Consider the following 14937-nt stretch of genomic DNA (forward strand, 5'->3'; position numbering starts at 1 on the left):
GATGAAGAGTTTAAAGATGATATGGATGCGGCAGTAAGCATAGAAAGAAGGCTTGCTGCAATGAAAGAGGTATATGCGGCAGGCATTCGTACAATTTGCTTCATTTCACCCGTGTTCCCGGGGATTACGGATATAGAAGCAATCATAGACAGGACAAAAGATCAGTGTGACCTTGTATGGCTTGAGAATCTGAATCTTCGCGGAGGTTTTAAGGCAGATATCATGAAATACATTTCCGATAAACATCCGGATCTGGTGCCGCTGTATGACGAAATCTATAACAAAAAGAACCGCAGCTATTTTGAAGCGCTGGAAAAGAAAGCAGAAGAGCTGGCTAAAAAGTATGATTGCAGGTTTGTTGATAATGAAACTCCGTATGAGAGAGTAGAGAAAGGACATCCAACAATCGTAGATTACTTTTACCACGAAGAAGTAAGAGGAACTGCCAATAGTGGAAAGAGAAATGTAATACATAATCCTTGATGGAAGAATAAACGGAAGTTAATCGCACAACTTCAAATTTGTGCATATAGAAACACTTTTGTAAAAAGGGAGATACATTTTTATGATAGAGATCCCGTAAAAGAAGCTGATTGTCGATTATGGCAGTCAGCTTTATTTTTTGCATTGGCATGCACGCAATGACTACATTAAAATGAGGGTAGATAAATACACGCATTGACTACATTGATGGAGGTAGCCTATGAAGAAAGATATTTGCGATCGCAGATGCAAAGCATGTCGTAGAGGCTTTTTCAGATGGAAAGAAGCTCTTTTGATGGACAACAATTTACAATAATGAAAAAGCTGAGGGCTCAACCTTCAGCTTTTTCTATTTCTTTAATATATTCAAAGCCGAAAAGTTCAATCTGATCCAAGACCTTCCTGAATTTTTCGCCCATTTCGCTAAGACTATATTCAACTCTGGGAGGAACTTCGGCATATACCTTTCTGGTTATCAGTTTGTCATTTTCCAATTGTCTTAACTGTCTGGTCAGCATAGCTCTGGTGATGTCTGGAATATTCCTTTCAAGTTCGTTAAAACGTTGTGTTCCTGTACTAAGCTGAAAGAGTATAACTATGGCCCACTTACCTTGAAGGACTCTTTGAGTTGTGGCATAAGGACATTGACCGTAAATGCTTTTCATTAATATTTTCTCCTTGTATTTCCACAATAGTATCAAAAATGTGACTATGTATTATAAATGTTCGTACTTGTTTGAAATTGCCTAAGGGATAAAATGATGATACAACAAACAAAAACAAATATCAAATACATGGAGGAAAACAAAAATGTCAAATTTCAAAAAAGTAAACGTAACAGAGGCTCCTAGAACAGAACTTCATGATGCTCTTGGTTTAACGGGAGCAGAGATAAGTATCAATCATCTTCCTGCAGGAGCAGGTGTTCCCTTTGTACACTCACATAAAAATAATGAGGAAATCTATCTTATTCTTTCCGGAAAGGGTAAGGCTGTAATTGATGGAGAGGATGTTGAAATCGCTAAAGGTGATGTGGTTAGAATTTCACCTGAAGGAAAGAGACAGTTTCTTGCTGCGGAAGATTCAGAGTTAAGCTATGCATGTATCCAGGTCAAGGCAGGTTCAATTGGTGGATTCACTGCAGAGGATGCAGTGATGTACTGATCCTCAAAAGACACCAGCTTTTTCCATAACCATGCCGAGTCTCGCAGTGATGAGCTGTGTGATTCAGAAGGGTGTCGCAAACTGTATCCATACTTTTGCAGGAGTGCAATTAAGAGCTGAGTGCTACAGGCAGATGAATGAACTTCGAATCAGATATGGAAGAGACTATGAACAGCCGACCGCCGTTCCAATGCTTACTGAAGCTTATAATCTTCCAGCAAAGAAAGTAATTCATATAGTAGGACCAATTGTTCAGTACAAACTTACTCCTGAATTGGAAAAGGATTTGGAGAACTGCTATAGAAACACTTTGGATATGTGTGCTGAAAATAGCTTGAAGAGCGTTGCTTTTTGCTGTATTTCAACAGGAGTATTTCATTTTCCTAACAAAAAAGCAGCTGAGATTGCCGTTGAGACTGTATCAGAATGGCTCATTGATAATCCTGGTAAGGTAGAAAGGGTGATATTCAATGTTTTCAAAGATGAAGATAAGGCCATTTATGAAAAACTTATATGATGATATGACTTCTTGTGGGCTTCTTAAGGAAAAGCCCACAAGAACTTGGCTTCGCCAAGCAACATTTTCTTTCTAAAAATATTGGTCCATTTCCGGTTCTTGTTTTTCTGAGGAAAAACAAAAACCTATGCCTAATGGTTATCAGGAAACTATAGAGAAAGGAATGAATGCTGTGAGATACTTTACTACAAGCATGTCCTATGGTAAGGGAAGCAAAGAAGAGCAAATAGAAAGGCTTTTGCATGAAATCAAGGAAGCAGACGCAATTGTCATTGGAGCAGGAGCGGGACTATCAGCATCTGCTGGCTTAACATATAGCGGCAAGCGTTTTGAAAAATACTTCTATGACTTTGCCAAAAGATTTGGAATAAGAGATATGTATTCAGGTGGTTTCTATCCGTTTCCGAGCGAAGAAATACGTTGGGCCTGGTGGGCGAGACATATTTATTTTAACAGATATATTGATGCTCCAAAGCCAGTGTATAGGGATCTTCTTAAGATGGTTTTCGATAAGGATTATTTTGTTATCACAACAAATGTAGATCACCAGTTTCAAAGAGCAGGTTTTGACAAGAAAAGACTGTTCTATACTCAGGGTGATTATGGTTTGTTTCAGAGCGTGAATCCTGCTATTCAGAAAACCTTTGATAATGAAGAGTGGGTAATGAAAGCTATGGAAGCACAAGGTTTTGTAAGAGATGATCAGGGAGTATTTCAGGTACCGATTGATGGTAAGCTACTGATGGAAATTCCTTCTGAGCTGATTCCAAAGTGTCCTGATGACAGCTCTGATATGACTATGAATTTGAGAGCTGATGATTCTTTTGTCGAAGATGAAGGATGGCATAGGGCTTCTGCAGCATATGCTGATTTTATTCGCAGACATGAGAATCTTCATGTTCTTTATCTTGAATTGGGAGTAGGAGCTAATACGCCCGTAATAATAAAGTATCCGTTCTGGCAGATGACGCAGGCAAATGAAAAAGCGGTATATGCCTGCTTAAATTATGGTGAATCATTCTGCCCAGAGGAAATTGCAGATAGAAGTATATGCATTGATGGTGATATAGGAGAAGTATTTGAGACGCAGATTCTTTAAATGTCTGCAAAATGTGGTTTTCTCGCTATGAAATATTACAAAACCAGATTGAAAATACAAGTTTAACGTTGGCGTTTTTGCAATTAGATTAAAAACGATAACGTTAAAACTATGATTGTAATAGCTCTGGAATCAAGATTTGATTAGTTGATGTCCGGAGCTATTTTATTTTTGTCTGAAAAAAGGTATGATAATCCATAAGTTGTCGAAAAAAAAGATAGGAAAAGGGAAAGTAGGATAAGATGAAGCATTGCGGAACACAGACTATCGAAACAGAAAGACTTATACTGAGGCAATTCAAGAGAGAAGATGCCGATGCCATGTTTAAGAACTGGGCAAATGATGAAGAAGTTACTAAGTATCTTACTTGGTCACCTCATGGAACGGTGGATGTTACAAAAGAGATTTTAAAACAGTGGGTGGATTTATATAAGGATGAAAAGTACTATCAGTGGGCCATTGTTCTAAAAGAAATAGATGAACCAATAGGCAGTATCTCTGCAGTTGGTATGAAAGAGAGTATAAACATGATTCATATCGGATACTGTATCGGAAAGCGCTGGTGGAATCAGGGTATTACATCTGAAGCATTAAAAGCAGTCATAGATTTCTTTTTTGACAAGGTGGAAGCAAATCGTATCGAATCAAGGCATGATGTTAATAATCCACACTCCGGTATGGTCATGAAAAAATGTGGAATGAAGTACGAAGGGACACTCCGTAGCTCAGATATTAACAACCAGGGACTTAATGATTCCAGTTGGTACGCAATTCTAAAATCAGATAGGTGAGGGAAGAATGAAAAGGTTAATAAGCAAGATTCTTGCTGGGCTAGGAATTACGATAGTGGCGATTCCGGTTCTTCTTATAGAGCTATTTGTAGTGATAGAGGTAGTGGGATATGTGGCTAATCATGCAGCAACTGATAAGCAGACAAAAGAGCTGACGGCATATATAGAGAAGTTTGTAGAAGATGCAACTATTGTTGACTCACATTCTTTTACCGGAAACACTTCTGGATCAGGTAACCATGTCGAGTGTGAGTCCATGGTCACATTCAATTCAGACATGGCTGAAGATGAAGTGGACCGCATATTTGATGCAAAATACGAGTATCGTGAGCTGGAAAAGACTGATGGGAGCTATATCGTTACAGTATATGGTGATGCGCCTTTCCCAGACAACTTAGAAGGGCATTAAAAATATAACTTCCAGGATTATTAACGATGAGTGAGGAAGATAATTATATAAAGGCTAGGGGATAAGGATGATAGAAAAGATAATAGCGGCTTGTGGAAACGATTGTGCTGCATGCCCCAGATATGTTGGACATCCATATGAAAAGACAGGCGAAGAACTCCGCCACACTGCAGAGCTTTGGATGAAGATTGGGTACCGGGATCATCTCGTGACGAATGAAGAGATTTCCTGTACGGGTTGGAATTTAATGGAGAAACTATGTTAAAAGATTATGAAATAGATAAGCCAATGCTTGAAACTGATAGACTGATCATTCGAACTCTTAACGAAGCTGATGTGCCGGATTTGAGAGAATGGTTGGGGAGAGACGAAATTTATACCTATTGGGGACGAAAAGCAAGTAAGGGTGAGAAAAATCCTGAACTTATGTTTATTGACCCCCGCCCTTGGGTAAAAAGAAAACTTTCTCCTGATTTTGATTGGGGAATCATATTGAAAGAATCCAATAGAGTGGTAGGCATGATCTCGGTATTTGATATCCAAAATGCCAGAATGGGTGATATAGCATACAGAATTAATCCTGAGTACTGGAATATGGGAATTACTACAGAAGCCCTAAAGGAAGTTGTACGGTTTATATTTGAGAACACGGAAATAGAACGATTGAATGGGCGCGCTGATGTAAGAAACATTGCCTCAAATAAGGTTATGGAAAAATGTGGATTTATAAAAGAAGGAACCATTCGCCAAGGAAAAATGGTTTCTGTTTATTGCGATTATAACATTTATGGCATGCTTAGAAATGATTATGGGGTACTGTAAATATGAGTTTTTACGATCCCGGCAATAATGTTATCTACTTTATTCTCTTTAAAATGAGTAAAATCACGAAGGGAGAAATTTTTGCTAAAAAGTGTATTGACTCTCACATTATGTGAGGGATTATCGTTGTAGTGAGCTCAAGAAAATACATCCATGGAGGTTGAAACAAATGCTTAAGATAGGCGAATTTTCAAAGTTATCCAGAGTAAGCATCAGGATGTTACGCCACTACGATGATATCGGACTCTTGAAACCGGCAGACCCGTGCCTTGCGGCGGCTGAATTTCTTGATCCCGAGTACAAGGAAGAAAATTCCCTATTGAGTAAATACTATCTATGCCAAGGAGCTTAAGTGTTCATTGGCATATTATTGAAAGGAGCGGTTATGGAATATATTCATGTAACAAAAGATAACCTCGAAGAGGAGCATATTTGCTGCGCGATATCAAATAATAAGGATGTTCAGGTTTCTTCTAAGAAGGCATGGCTTTCGGAGAGGTTTGATGAAGGACTTGTTTTCCTAAAGAGCGTAGAGCGCGGAAAGTGCTTTATCGAATATATCCCGGCGGAAAACGCATGGATTCCGATAGAGGCAGATGGATATATGTACATTGACTGTCTCTGGGTGTCCGGGGCTTTCAAAGGACATGGATATTCTACTGATCTACTTACTGCCTGCATCGAGGATAGTAAGGAAAAGGGGAAAAAAGGGATTTGTATTCTTTGCGCTTCAAAGAAGAAACCGTTTCTGGCTGATCCGAAGTTTCTGAAGTACAAAGGATTTGTCGTGAGCGATGAAGCTGATAATGGTATTCAGCTTTGGTATATGCCGTTCGATAAAAATGCAAAAGCTCCGGTGTTTAAGGAATGTGCAAAACATCCGCATATAGAAGAGAAGGGATATGTTCTGTACTATACGAATCAGTGCCCATTCAATGCAAAATATGTCCCGGCTTTGGAGCAGACAGCAAAAGAAAATGGTATTGCATTCAAGGCAATACACCTTGAAAGCAAAGAAGAAGCACAGAATGCACCGACACCGATTACGAATTATGCATTATTCCATGATGGGGAGTATGTTACAAACGAGCAAATGAACGATAAGAAATTCTTAAAACTTACAGGAAAGTGATAGTCGTTTATATACGAAGTTAAAGTGGAAAAGCCACTGCATCTTTGTACAGCTTTTGAAGCGTCTTGATAAATGAGGCAAGGCTCTCACGACTATCCGTCTTGTGGGTGCATAGGACGCAGTGAAAACATTCCCTGCAGTCATAAGGGATCCACGCAAATTGTCCGCTATGGTCGTTTAAGAATCCGGGAGCAAGGCAGATACCTTTGCCGGATGCGACATTTACAAGAGTAGAGTCGTGATCGGGACTGTTAAAATACTCGATCTTCCCGGAGGAGATTAGTTTTTGCTGGACGGATCGTAAAGCGTTCGGAGAGCCGCCGCCTACCATGAGGGTGCGTCCGTAGATGTCTTCATCCGTGATGATGTTCTTTTTAGCCAGAGGATCGTTTTTATCGGTAATAAGGTAGATACCAGAATCAAAGAGTTTGTGGATGTTGATTCCCGGGATATGTTTAGTCTGTTCTATAAGTGCAAAGAGGATGTCGGACTCATCCTTTAAAAAGCTTTCTACACCGTTATCGTACTGAAACAGAGGAGTAACCTGGACACCGGGTTGCTCCTTTTCAAATATGCGGATAGCTTCGGGCAGAAAGTATATGGCTTGTCTGACCATCATGGAAACAGTTATGTTGTCCCTGTATCTGGCACTGAAATTCTGTCCCTGTTCGATGGCGCGTTTCATATCCTCACGCATACCGGAAAGATAGGTTACGAACTGCGCACCGGCCGGAGTGAGTGCAGCTCCTTTGCCGTTTCTTTCAAATATCTTAAAGCCTACCTCATCTTCCAAAAGCTTTAGCTGATAAGAAAAGGTTGGCTGACTTACAAATGTGTTCTCAGCCGCCCGGCTGAAGTTAAGGGTATGAGCCAGTTCTATGCAGTAATCTATCTGCTTGGTTGTCGTCGATATATCTCCTTGAAAGTCAGCTATTTAAAAATTAAATCAATTATAGGATATTTGAATTGGATTATTCAAGTGTTTTGCGTGATAATCAAGTCATAGAAACAAAAATAAATGTAAACACCTGTAGATAAAAGGAGGAGATCAAGATGGCAAAAACATTGATTACATTCTTTTCAAGAGCGGATGAAAACTATTTCGGCGGAGCAATGAGATACGTAAAGGTCGGAAATACAGAAATCGTTGCAGGTCTTATGAAAGAGCTGATCGACGCGGATACATTCAAGATCGAGATGAAGGATCCATATTCACCGGTATACATGTCCTGCATCGATGAAGCAAAGAAAGACAAGCAGAACAATGCACGACCTGAGCTTACAAATTATCTTGATAGTATCGATGAGTATGACACCATAGTACTTGGCTACCCGAACTACTGGGGGACCTTCCCGATGGCAGTCGCAACTTTCCTTGAGAGATATGACTTTACAGGAAAGGCCATCCTTCCGCTTTGCACAAATGAGGGAAGCGGTATGGGTTCCAGCGAGAGTGATATAAAGAAATGTGCTAAAGGGGCAACAGTAAAGAGTGGTCTTGCAATCACGGGTTCAAAAGCCGCAGATTCCCAAGATGCCGTAAAAAAATGGTTTGCAGCAAACGGACTGGTTTAAGAAGAAGGATGGTGACGGAGATGGATTACGAAAGAGGATATGTATTTGATCTGATGGAACAGGGCGGTCCCACGGATGCAGTAGTCGGAGGCGTACCTGCCAAAGTGATCAGGATGCAGGATCCATCTGAGCAGAGGGAATGATCCGATGAATGAGGAAGAACAGATCAGAGAATTATACAGGCTCTATTGGAAATACATGATAGATAAGGATGCAGAAGGGCTTCATTCAATCCAATCAGAAGACTATTTTCTTTGCCATATGACAGGTGTAAGGCAAATGAGAGCAGAATTTGAAAAAGGACTTTTAAACGGCACCTTCAACTACTATTCGGCAGACCATGACAGCATTGAGGTCATGATAGATGGAGATACAGCAAGGATGATCGGATGCAGCACAGTGATCGCAGAGGTTTATGGCGGAGGAAAGGGAAGCTGGAGACTGCAGGGAGATTTTACCTTAAGAAAAGAAAATGGAACATGGAAATTGATGAGTTCAAAGGCGTCAACATATTAATGAATGGAGGATTATGCAATGGAATATGTAACACTAAATAATAAACTGGAATGTCCCGCAGCCGGAATCGGAACCTTTATGCTTTCGCCTGCCGATGCAGAGAACAGTGTAAGAGAAGCACTTAAGATGGGATATCGCCTCATTGATACTGCCAATGCATATGTAAACGAGCGGGCCGTTGGAAGAGGCATGAAGGATAGCGGAGTAAAGAGAGATGAGATCTTTCTTTCCACCAAACTCTGGCCCAGTGAATATGAAAATCCAAATGCTGTGGATGAGACTTTGGAGCGCCTTGGTGTAGATTACGTAGATCTTCTTTATATACATCAGCCGGCCGGCAACTGGCTTGCTGGATACAGACAGCTTGAGAAGGCTTATAAGGAAGGCAAGGCAAAGAGCATCGGTATCTCTAACTTTGAAGGAAAGTATATCGAAGAACTTGAGACGAAGTGGGAGATCGCACCGCAGTTTATCCAGGTGGAGGCGCATCCTTATTTTACCCAGAAGGAACTGCGAAAGACTCTTGATAAGTATGGGATCAGGCTTATGAGCTGGTATCCGTTAGGACACGGCGATAAGAGCCTGATAAATGAGCCGGTTTTTGCCGAACTTGGAAAGAAGTACGGAAAAACTCCTGCACAGATCATCCTCCGCTGGCATACACAGATGGGATTTGTTGTGATCCCCGGCAGCAAGAACGTGGATCACATCAAAGATAATCTCAACATCCTTGATTTTATGCTGACAGACGATGAGATGGCAAAGATCGCTAAACTTGATAAGAATGAGAGATATTATCACAGGACAGATGAGCAGCTGGTCCAGTTTGCAGGATGGAAACCTGATTTTGAAAAGGCGTAATGATATGAAGAAAATACTAAAACAATTAGGAAGTGAACATATGAGATTACAAGTAATTGGGACTGTTATTAAGCAGTCCTTTTTATTTTGAAATGAAGTTAGCCAAAGCTAACGCTATGGTGTATCATTGACTATGGTGATCTAAATATTTGACATATGGGGGCATTTATAATGAAAACAGCAGAGCAATACAAGAAACTTACAATTAGTGAATTTACCAAAGCAGCGGAAATATATGAAACCGATCATGCAGGAATTTATGAAATGTGCAAGGATGATTACCCGTATATTGAGGCAGAACTCTCACATATAGAATACCAGGATCTGTTGGACTGTGGATGCGGTACAGGTCCTATGATATCTCTTTTACATGAAAAAGACAGTTCCAAGCATTATGTAGGACTGGATCTAACGCCTAAGATGATAGAGGTTGCCAAAAGCAAGAACCTTAAGGGAACGGAATGGGTAGTTGGGGATTGTGAAGATTTGCCCTTTGAGGACGAGTCTTTTGATGTCATCATATGCACAAACAGTTTTCATCACTATCCAAATCCCCAGAAGTTCTTTGACAATGTAAAAAGAGTATTAAGACAAGGTGGAAAGCTCATCCTTCAAGACTATACAGCACCGACTCCTATTTTATGGCTCATGAACCATACAGAGATGCCGCTTGCTAATTTGATAGGTCATGGTGATGTTGGGGCATATTCTCTTGGTCAGATCAGGGATTTTTGCGATAATTGCGGACTATATATTGAGAAGTTGGAAGCGGCAAGGAAATTTAGGATGCATCTGGTGGCAAGGAAGTAAGGAGATTGCGATATGAAATACGAAGAAATGGGACTTAAGACAGGAAAGACACTTATGCTACTGCCTGGAACATGCTGTGACTATCAGACCAACTTTGCTAATGTCCTGCCAAAGCTCTCTGAGAAATATCATCTTATCTGCGTTAACTATGATGGTTTCGATGGAGGGGATGAAATATTTCCTGACATGATAACTGTGACGGAGAAGATTGAGAAGTATATTATCGAAAAACATGGTGGGAAGATTGATGGTGCAATAGGATCGTCTCTTGGTTCAAGTTTTGTGGGACAGCTTGTGCAAAGAAGAAATGTGCATATTGATCATGCGATATTTGGGAGTCCCGACCTGGACCAGAGCGGTAAGTTTAGTGCATGGCTTCAGTCCAAAATGGTAGTTCCGCTTCTCACAAGCTTTACCAAAAGTGAAAAGAAGCAGCAAAAGACCAAGGAAAAGCTGAAGAATATTTTTCTTATGAGTGACGAACTTGCAGACCAGTTCATGGCCTGCTTTTCCAAATTCAAACCGGAGTCGATTAAGAATGAGTACTATACGGATCTTATCACATATCTTGAAGATGATATAAACGTGAAGCACACAAAAGCTCATTTTATCTATGCAAACAAGATGGGTGAAAAGTACCTGAAAAGATATAAGAAGTACTTTCATGATCCTGATATCAGGGAATTTGATATGCAGCATGAGCAGTGGCTTTTTGGAGAGGAAAAGTATGCCCTGCAGGTACTTACTGTGATAGATGAATTTATGGAAATGCCGGTTTGACATGACTATACTGTACCAACAATTATGACCTCCTTGTAAAAATCTTAAGACAGGAGTGGGATTTGATGGTGTGGTAATGAGTGATTGGGATTCTATGAAAGCAGATCAGGGTGTTTGTATGAAGGCTGTAACCGGAGATGTTTTAAAGGCAATGGGGCCCAGTGCGACCTGATCTGCCCCGGAAGACCAGATCAGGCAAACGAAGGCAGTGCCTTGCTATTACATGACCTGGACATAAGAAAATAATGAGCAGTTTCAACAAGAGTAATGCTTAATGCCATGCTTGATAAGGCAAAAGAACTTGGTTTTATAGAAGTTACGTTCACAACCAAGCCTGAAGTGATGAAGGTTGGATATGAGCTGTATAAGCGTATGGCTTTACATATTGATCAAATCGAATCTATTACTTCTCCAAGAGAAATAACTGCATTTCTTACACAATCAGGACATTCACAAATAACATTGCCGGTGGTGATTCCCTTTAGATCTTTGCAGATAGTTGCGCCGCACTTATCATTGAATTTATTAACCAGATTCTTGGAATACCTGGGAGTGCCCTTTCCATCCGTGATCATGCCGGCAACCATGACTGCTCCAATAAGAGCACCGCATGTACTCTCCATACAGCCCATTCCTGCTGCGAATCCGGAAGAAAGCTTGGAGAGTTCTTCCGGGGCGATATCAATCTTATCTTCAAAAACTTTAAGCACAGACTGTGTGCAGTTGCACTGGCCTGTAGCTTTCAAATTTGCTGCAATATTAGCTCTTTCTTCTATAGTCATTTTGAAGCTCCTTTTTCTTTTATCTTACAGATACCTTGTGTCATTGTTCCCATGGGGCAAAATGTACACCAGGTCCTTTCTCTATATAGTACCATCACGATCAGCCCGATCAAAGTGGATGTGAGCATAAGGCTGTAAAAACCAAAACCAAACTGAGCTACCCAGTCCGGGAAAATACTACCGGAATATGCCCATTTCCATGGCAGCTTGAAAGTCCAGAATAGTTTGATGGCTTTACGCAATGTGTCTGCACCTGCAAAGACCTGATAGGTCTGAAATATCATTGTGCCAAACATCGTCATGAAAAATGTCAGAAATCCATATCGGAACCATTTTGACGACAGCCACCTGGGAGCAGGCTTCTTTCTGGAACATCCTGCCTTTCTTCCGAGTATCCAGAACAGTTGTCCCCTTCCGCACATATTGTTGCAGAACCATTTGTTGCCTCCAGCGATAGCAAATATAAGCGGCAATATGAAATCAATAAGCCCAAGCCAAGCAAAGAGTATATTAAAGAATCCAAGCGAAAAGTAAATGATGCTCCAGATCCACAAATAGCTGTACCAGTGTTTTTTCTTGTTAGTCATTAACTGATATCCTCTCTTTCAACTCAATAACGCTTGCAGGACATGCCTTTTCACATAATCCGCATCCTACACATAAGCCATCTTCAACAACTGCATAGCAGCCTTTGTATATGGATATTGCCTGTCTTGGACACTGCAGTGCACAAACACCGCAGGCAACACACCTTTCGACATTCACATTTGCTTTTCTCTTAACCATGTGCAGATTCCTCTCAATTTTTCTGTTCGACAAGCTAATTATACGTGGTACAATAAACTTATCAAGTACGCAATTTTTATTAACCTGGTAAGGAAAAACTGACTATGAAAAAAGAACCATTATGCGATGAAATCGCAGGAGAAGGCTGTGGATTAAAGAAAGTGTTAAACATTGTTGGAGGCAAGTGGAAGATTATGATTCTCTGCGTAATAGACAACAATGAAGTGGCAAGATATGGAGATCTGCGCCGCGCAGTGTTTGGAATCACCAATACGATGCTGGCTCAGTCTCTTAAAGAATTAGAGGGTGACGGCCTTATAAACAGGACTCAATATGATGAGATGCCTGTACGTGTTGAATACACACTGACCGATAAAGCCAAAAGTATGATACCAATCTTGCTACAGCTGAAAAAATGGGGAGAGGAGAATTTGTAGATGATCATCTACAAAGCAATGAAATGACAGAGATAAGCAGGCTGAAACGTATAGTAGAGACACTTCGAAGTGAAAACGGCTGCTCATGGGATAAGGTGCAGACACATTCCAGCTTGAAAGCGGCGTGCACAGAGGATGCTTTATGGTCGATAAAAAGCGTGTTCCTATGGAAGGTCTTGAGATAATCATGAAGTATCTTGATAAAAAAGACTGATTATTTGATGTACATATGTTTGGAGATTATCTGTGGCAAGAGAACTAACTGACAGCTACTAAGAGAATAATGCATGACTATGATAGAGCCGTGGTATTTGTATTGATTTACAAGTACCGCGGTATTGTTTTTTTAAGGGTGCCCGGAACTGCGCTATTCCGGGCGTGTTGTTATGAAGATTGTATGAAAAAACTTTCTATTATAATTTCCAGAAGATTTTCATCTCCCGATGGATGTATATTAGCATCCGAAACTTAAGCGAACATAAAAAGAATTGAAATTTTAATTCATGTATTATAAATGATTTTCGTGCAAATTGGACCATCTTTAGTGCGCTTAGGTTTGCTTTTCTGCACGAGTGATATCATTCGTGCAGGATAAATTAGTAAAAAACTCTGTAAAAGAAGAATAGATATGCCGTTTTTGCAGTGGCAGACATTTATCTGAAGACAAGAGGAATTTACAATCGTTATATGAACAGATGGTGCTTTTAGAAATCGGAGGGTTAGCAGTTATGAATGGAAAGAAATTGTACAAGAGTACAGATAAAAAGGTTTGTGGCGTGTGCGGAGGCATAGCAGAATACTTTGGCATCGATCCGACAATTATAAGACTTGTATATGTGATACTTGTCATATTTACAGGAGTCGGAATCCTGCCATACATAATAGCAGCAATCATCATGGATGATAATCCTAAAAATATAGTATCCGTTAAGAGAATCGAAGAAAACAGTTACTCGGCAGAAAATGTCTATGAATCGGCTGAGCCGGTAGGTTTCAAGTCAGGTTCTTATGACAATGGTAAAATCAAAGGCTTTAATCTTTGATCAGATACCCAGGATGGAATTTCTAGAACTTTTATGAGGAGGACAGCATGAACCGCAGATTAAAGAAATATGCAGGTGTATTAGCAGTTATCGTTGGGGTGCTATTTACATGGGAAGCAGCCACTGAAGTAAATATGATGTTCATGGCAGAGAGCATCTGTCTTGCTGTCATTGGAATATGCTATGCATTTCCTATGCTTGGGGACGAGTAAGTTATACTGGGAGTTATTTACAACTATGCCCATGACTATATAATAGTTCTTTTTGAAGGGATACCATTCACCTTTATCTACAATTACTTTTTAGTGCACAAGATTGCCAAATTTATCGGGCGCATATACTATAAAAATATAGTTGACCGCCCAATAAATTCAGAATTCAATACAGTTAGATTTTAATGGGCGAATTTAAACGATTGGATATTTATTCAGCCCGATAAATATCACTGCAAGAGGTGCCAAATGATTGGAAGAGAGAAAGAAATAAAAGAATTAGAAAAGATATATAGTTCTAATAAGGCGGAAATGGTTGCTGTATATGGAAGGCGAAGAGTTGGAAAGACATATTTGGTTGATGAAGTGTTTCAGGGCAGCGGAATATTTGTTAAGACAATCACTTTTGATGATTTGTTTAGATAAAGTCTGAAGATTCAAATTGTTATTGTGTGGGAATAATCATAGAAAGTTCAGAATAATGTTAAAATGGCCAGGTAGTAGGATATGCATATGCCGGAGCTTATAGTGCAAGAGAAGCGTACAAGTGGAGTGTAAGCACTTCGATTTATGGCGCAGGCTATGAAAATGCCCACGGAAGATTTGAATACGTCCCCATCAGATCCATGGAAAAGAACGTGGAGATCCTCCTCAATATCTGTGAGGAGTATGCTGATATTCGATGAGCTGCCCCTCCAAAAAGCGCAGGGCTGGCGGG

At 40.2% G+C, this 14937-nt stretch carries 24 protein-coding genes and 2 pseudogenes; 21 read left to right on the top strand and 5 right to left on the bottom strand.

The window, feature by feature from the left end:
* Positions 1 to 483: pseudogene (locus T501_RS14015) on the top strand (radical SAM mobile pair protein B); the annotation flags it as partial.
* Between the two features lie 332 nt (positions 484 to 815).
* Here T501_RS14015 and T501_RS14020 read toward each other — a convergent pair.
* Positions 816 to 1148 carry a winged helix-turn-helix transcriptional regulator gene (locus T501_RS14020; RefSeq protein WP_013282515.1) on the bottom strand — a complete coding sequence of 111 codons (333 nt, stop codon included), beginning with the start codon at positions 1146 to 1148 and terminating at the stop codon, positions 816 to 818.
* Positions 1149 to 1293: 145 nt separating this feature from the next.
* Between T501_RS14020 and T501_RS14025 the strand changes: the two genes are divergently transcribed.
* From T501_RS14025 to T501_RS14065, 9 genes and pseudogenes are all read left to right on the top strand, one after another.
* The gene (locus T501_RS14025; RefSeq protein WP_013282514.1) at positions 1294 to 1647 is read left to right on the top strand and encodes a cupin domain-containing protein; all 354 of its coding nucleotides are present in this window, start codon (positions 1294 to 1296) and stop codon (positions 1645 to 1647) included.
* 31 nt (positions 1648 to 1678) lie between these two features.
* Entirely contained in the window at positions 1679 to 2164 is a 486-nt protein-coding gene (locus T501_RS14030) for a macro domain-containing protein (protein WP_334291526.1), read from the top strand.
* 163 nt (positions 2165 to 2327) lie between these two features.
* A complete protein-coding gene (locus T501_RS14035; RefSeq protein ID WP_197027964.1) occupies positions 2328 to 3263 on the top strand; it encodes an SIR2 family NAD-dependent protein deacylase in 936 nt (311 codons plus the stop codon).
* Positions 3264 to 3505: 242 nt separating this feature from the next.
* A complete protein-coding gene (locus T501_RS14040) occupies positions 3506 to 4054 on the top strand; it encodes a GNAT family N-acetyltransferase (protein WP_044915488.1) in 549 nt (182 codons plus the stop codon).
* Between the two features lie 7 nt (positions 4055 to 4061).
* Positions 4062 to 4463, top strand: a complete 402-nt coding sequence (locus T501_RS14045; protein ID WP_044915490.1) for a hypothetical protein — start codon at positions 4062 to 4064, stop codon at positions 4461 to 4463.
* A gap of 67 nt (positions 4464 to 4530) precedes the next feature.
* The gene (locus tag T501_RS14050; RefSeq protein ID WP_044915492.1) at positions 4531 to 4728 is read left to right on the top strand and encodes a DUF3795 domain-containing protein; all 198 of its coding nucleotides are present in this window, start codon (positions 4531 to 4533) and stop codon (positions 4726 to 4728) included.
* Entirely contained in the window at positions 4722 to 5285 is a 564-nt protein-coding gene (locus T501_RS14055; protein ID WP_044915494.1) for a GNAT family N-acetyltransferase, read from the top strand. Before T501_RS14050 ends, T501_RS14055 begins: the two co-directional genes overlap by 7 nt.
* Positions 5286 to 5454: 169 nt before the next feature.
* Positions 5455 to 5544: pseudogene (locus tag T501_RS22725) on the top strand (MerR family DNA-binding transcriptional regulator); the annotation flags it as partial.
* A 126-nt stretch (positions 5545 to 5670) separates the two neighbouring features.
* Positions 5671 to 6417 (top strand): N-acetyltransferase, encoded by a 747-nt coding sequence (locus tag T501_RS14065; RefSeq protein ID WP_044915498.1) that lies wholly within the window; start codon positions 5671 to 5673, stop codon positions 6415 to 6417.
* A gap of 19 nt (positions 6418 to 6436) precedes the next feature.
* Here T501_RS14065 and T501_RS14070 read toward each other — a convergent pair whose 3' ends face one another.
* Positions 6437 to 7351, bottom strand: coding sequence for a LysR family transcriptional regulator (locus tag T501_RS14070; RefSeq protein ID WP_330377072.1), 915 nt, complete (start codon positions 7349 to 7351; stop codon positions 6437 to 6439).
* Positions 7352 to 7470: 119 nt separating this feature from the next.
* Between T501_RS14070 and T501_RS14075 the strand changes: the two genes are divergently transcribed.
* From T501_RS14075 to T501_RS14095, 6 genes are all read left to right on the top strand, one after another.
* Positions 7471 to 7992 (top strand): flavodoxin, encoded by a 522-nt coding sequence (locus T501_RS14075; RefSeq protein WP_044915501.1) that lies wholly within the window; start codon positions 7471 to 7473, stop codon positions 7990 to 7992.
* A gap of 20 nt (positions 7993 to 8012) precedes the next feature.
* Complete coding sequence (locus tag T501_RS22400; protein WP_255347439.1) at positions 8013 to 8135, top strand: hypothetical protein; 123 nt, start codon at positions 8013 to 8015, stop codon at positions 8133 to 8135.
* 4 nt (positions 8136 to 8139) lie between these two features.
* A complete protein-coding gene (locus T501_RS14080; protein WP_044915502.1) occupies positions 8140 to 8508 on the top strand; it encodes a nuclear transport factor 2 family protein in 369 nt (122 codons plus the stop codon).
* Positions 8509 to 8526: 18 nt separating this feature from the next.
* Complete coding sequence (locus tag T501_RS14085) at positions 8527 to 9369, top strand: aldo/keto reductase (protein WP_044915504.1); 843 nt, start codon at positions 8527 to 8529, stop codon at positions 9367 to 9369.
* Between the two features lie 171 nt (positions 9370 to 9540).
* Positions 9541 to 10179: a class I SAM-dependent methyltransferase gene (locus T501_RS14090; protein ID WP_026511080.1), complete on the top strand. Its 639-nt coding sequence runs from the start codon at positions 9541 to 9543 to the stop codon at positions 10177 to 10179.
* 12 nt (positions 10180 to 10191) lie between these two features.
* Entirely contained in the window at positions 10192 to 10959 is a 768-nt protein-coding gene (locus tag T501_RS14095) for a hypothetical protein (protein WP_044915505.1), read from the top strand.
* A gap of 389 nt (positions 10960 to 11348) precedes the next feature.
* Here the strand turns inward: T501_RS14095 and T501_RS14100 are convergent, their stop codons facing one another.
* The 3 genes from T501_RS14100 to T501_RS14110 are packed head-to-tail and all read right to left on the bottom strand — an operon-like array spanning position 11349 to position 12527.
* On the bottom strand, positions 11349 to 11741 hold the full coding sequence (locus tag T501_RS14100; RefSeq protein WP_044915506.1) for a C-GCAxxG-C-C family protein: 393 nt from the start codon (positions 11739 to 11741) through the stop codon (positions 11349 to 11351).
* Positions 11738 to 12328, bottom strand: coding sequence for a 4Fe-4S binding protein (locus tag T501_RS14105; protein WP_044915507.1), 591 nt, complete (start codon positions 12326 to 12328; stop codon positions 11738 to 11740). The genes T501_RS14100 and T501_RS14105 overlap by 4 nt, the downstream gene beginning before the upstream one ends.
* On the bottom strand, positions 12321 to 12527 hold the full coding sequence (locus T501_RS14110) for a 4Fe-4S binding protein (protein ID WP_026511084.1): 207 nt from the start codon (positions 12525 to 12527) through the stop codon (positions 12321 to 12323). Before T501_RS14110 ends, T501_RS14105 begins: the two co-directional genes overlap by 8 nt.
* A gap of 104 nt (positions 12528 to 12631) precedes the next feature.
* Here T501_RS14110 and T501_RS14115 point away from each other — a divergent pair, with 104 nt between their 5' ends.
* The 5 genes from T501_RS14115 to T501_RS20860 all read left to right on the top strand — a co-directional run bounded on the left by T501_RS14115 (position 12632) and on the right by T501_RS20860 (position 14645).
* Complete coding sequence (locus T501_RS14115) at positions 12632 to 12964, top strand: winged helix-turn-helix transcriptional regulator (RefSeq protein WP_026511085.1); 333 nt, start codon at positions 12632 to 12634, stop codon at positions 12962 to 12964.
* Positions 12943 to 13149: a nucleoside triphosphate pyrophosphohydrolase family protein gene (locus T501_RS22920; RefSeq protein WP_155994867.1), complete on the top strand. Its 207-nt coding sequence runs from the start codon at positions 12943 to 12945 to the stop codon at positions 13147 to 13149. The genes T501_RS14115 and T501_RS22920 overlap by 22 nt, the downstream gene beginning before the upstream one ends.
* 543 nt (positions 13150 to 13692) lie before the next feature.
* Positions 13693 to 14007, top strand: a complete 315-nt coding sequence (locus T501_RS22925; RefSeq protein WP_081843170.1) for a PspC domain-containing protein — start codon at positions 13693 to 13695, stop codon at positions 14005 to 14007.
* Positions 14008 to 14054: 47 nt separating this feature from the next.
* Positions 14055 to 14219: a hypothetical protein gene (locus T501_RS21395; protein ID WP_155831487.1), complete on the top strand. Its 165-nt coding sequence runs from the start codon at positions 14055 to 14057 to the stop codon at positions 14217 to 14219.
* A 249-nt stretch (positions 14220 to 14468) separates the two neighbouring features.
* A complete protein-coding gene (locus T501_RS20860; RefSeq protein WP_081675315.1) occupies positions 14469 to 14645 on the top strand; it encodes an ATP-binding protein in 177 nt (58 codons plus the stop codon).
* Positions 14646 to 14937 lie beyond the last annotated feature (292 nt).

It is taken from the genome of Butyrivibrio sp. WCE2006 (assembly GCF_000701985.1).
In the GTDB taxonomy this organism is placed as follows: domain Bacteria; phylum Bacillota; class Clostridia; order Lachnospirales; family Lachnospiraceae; genus Butyrivibrio.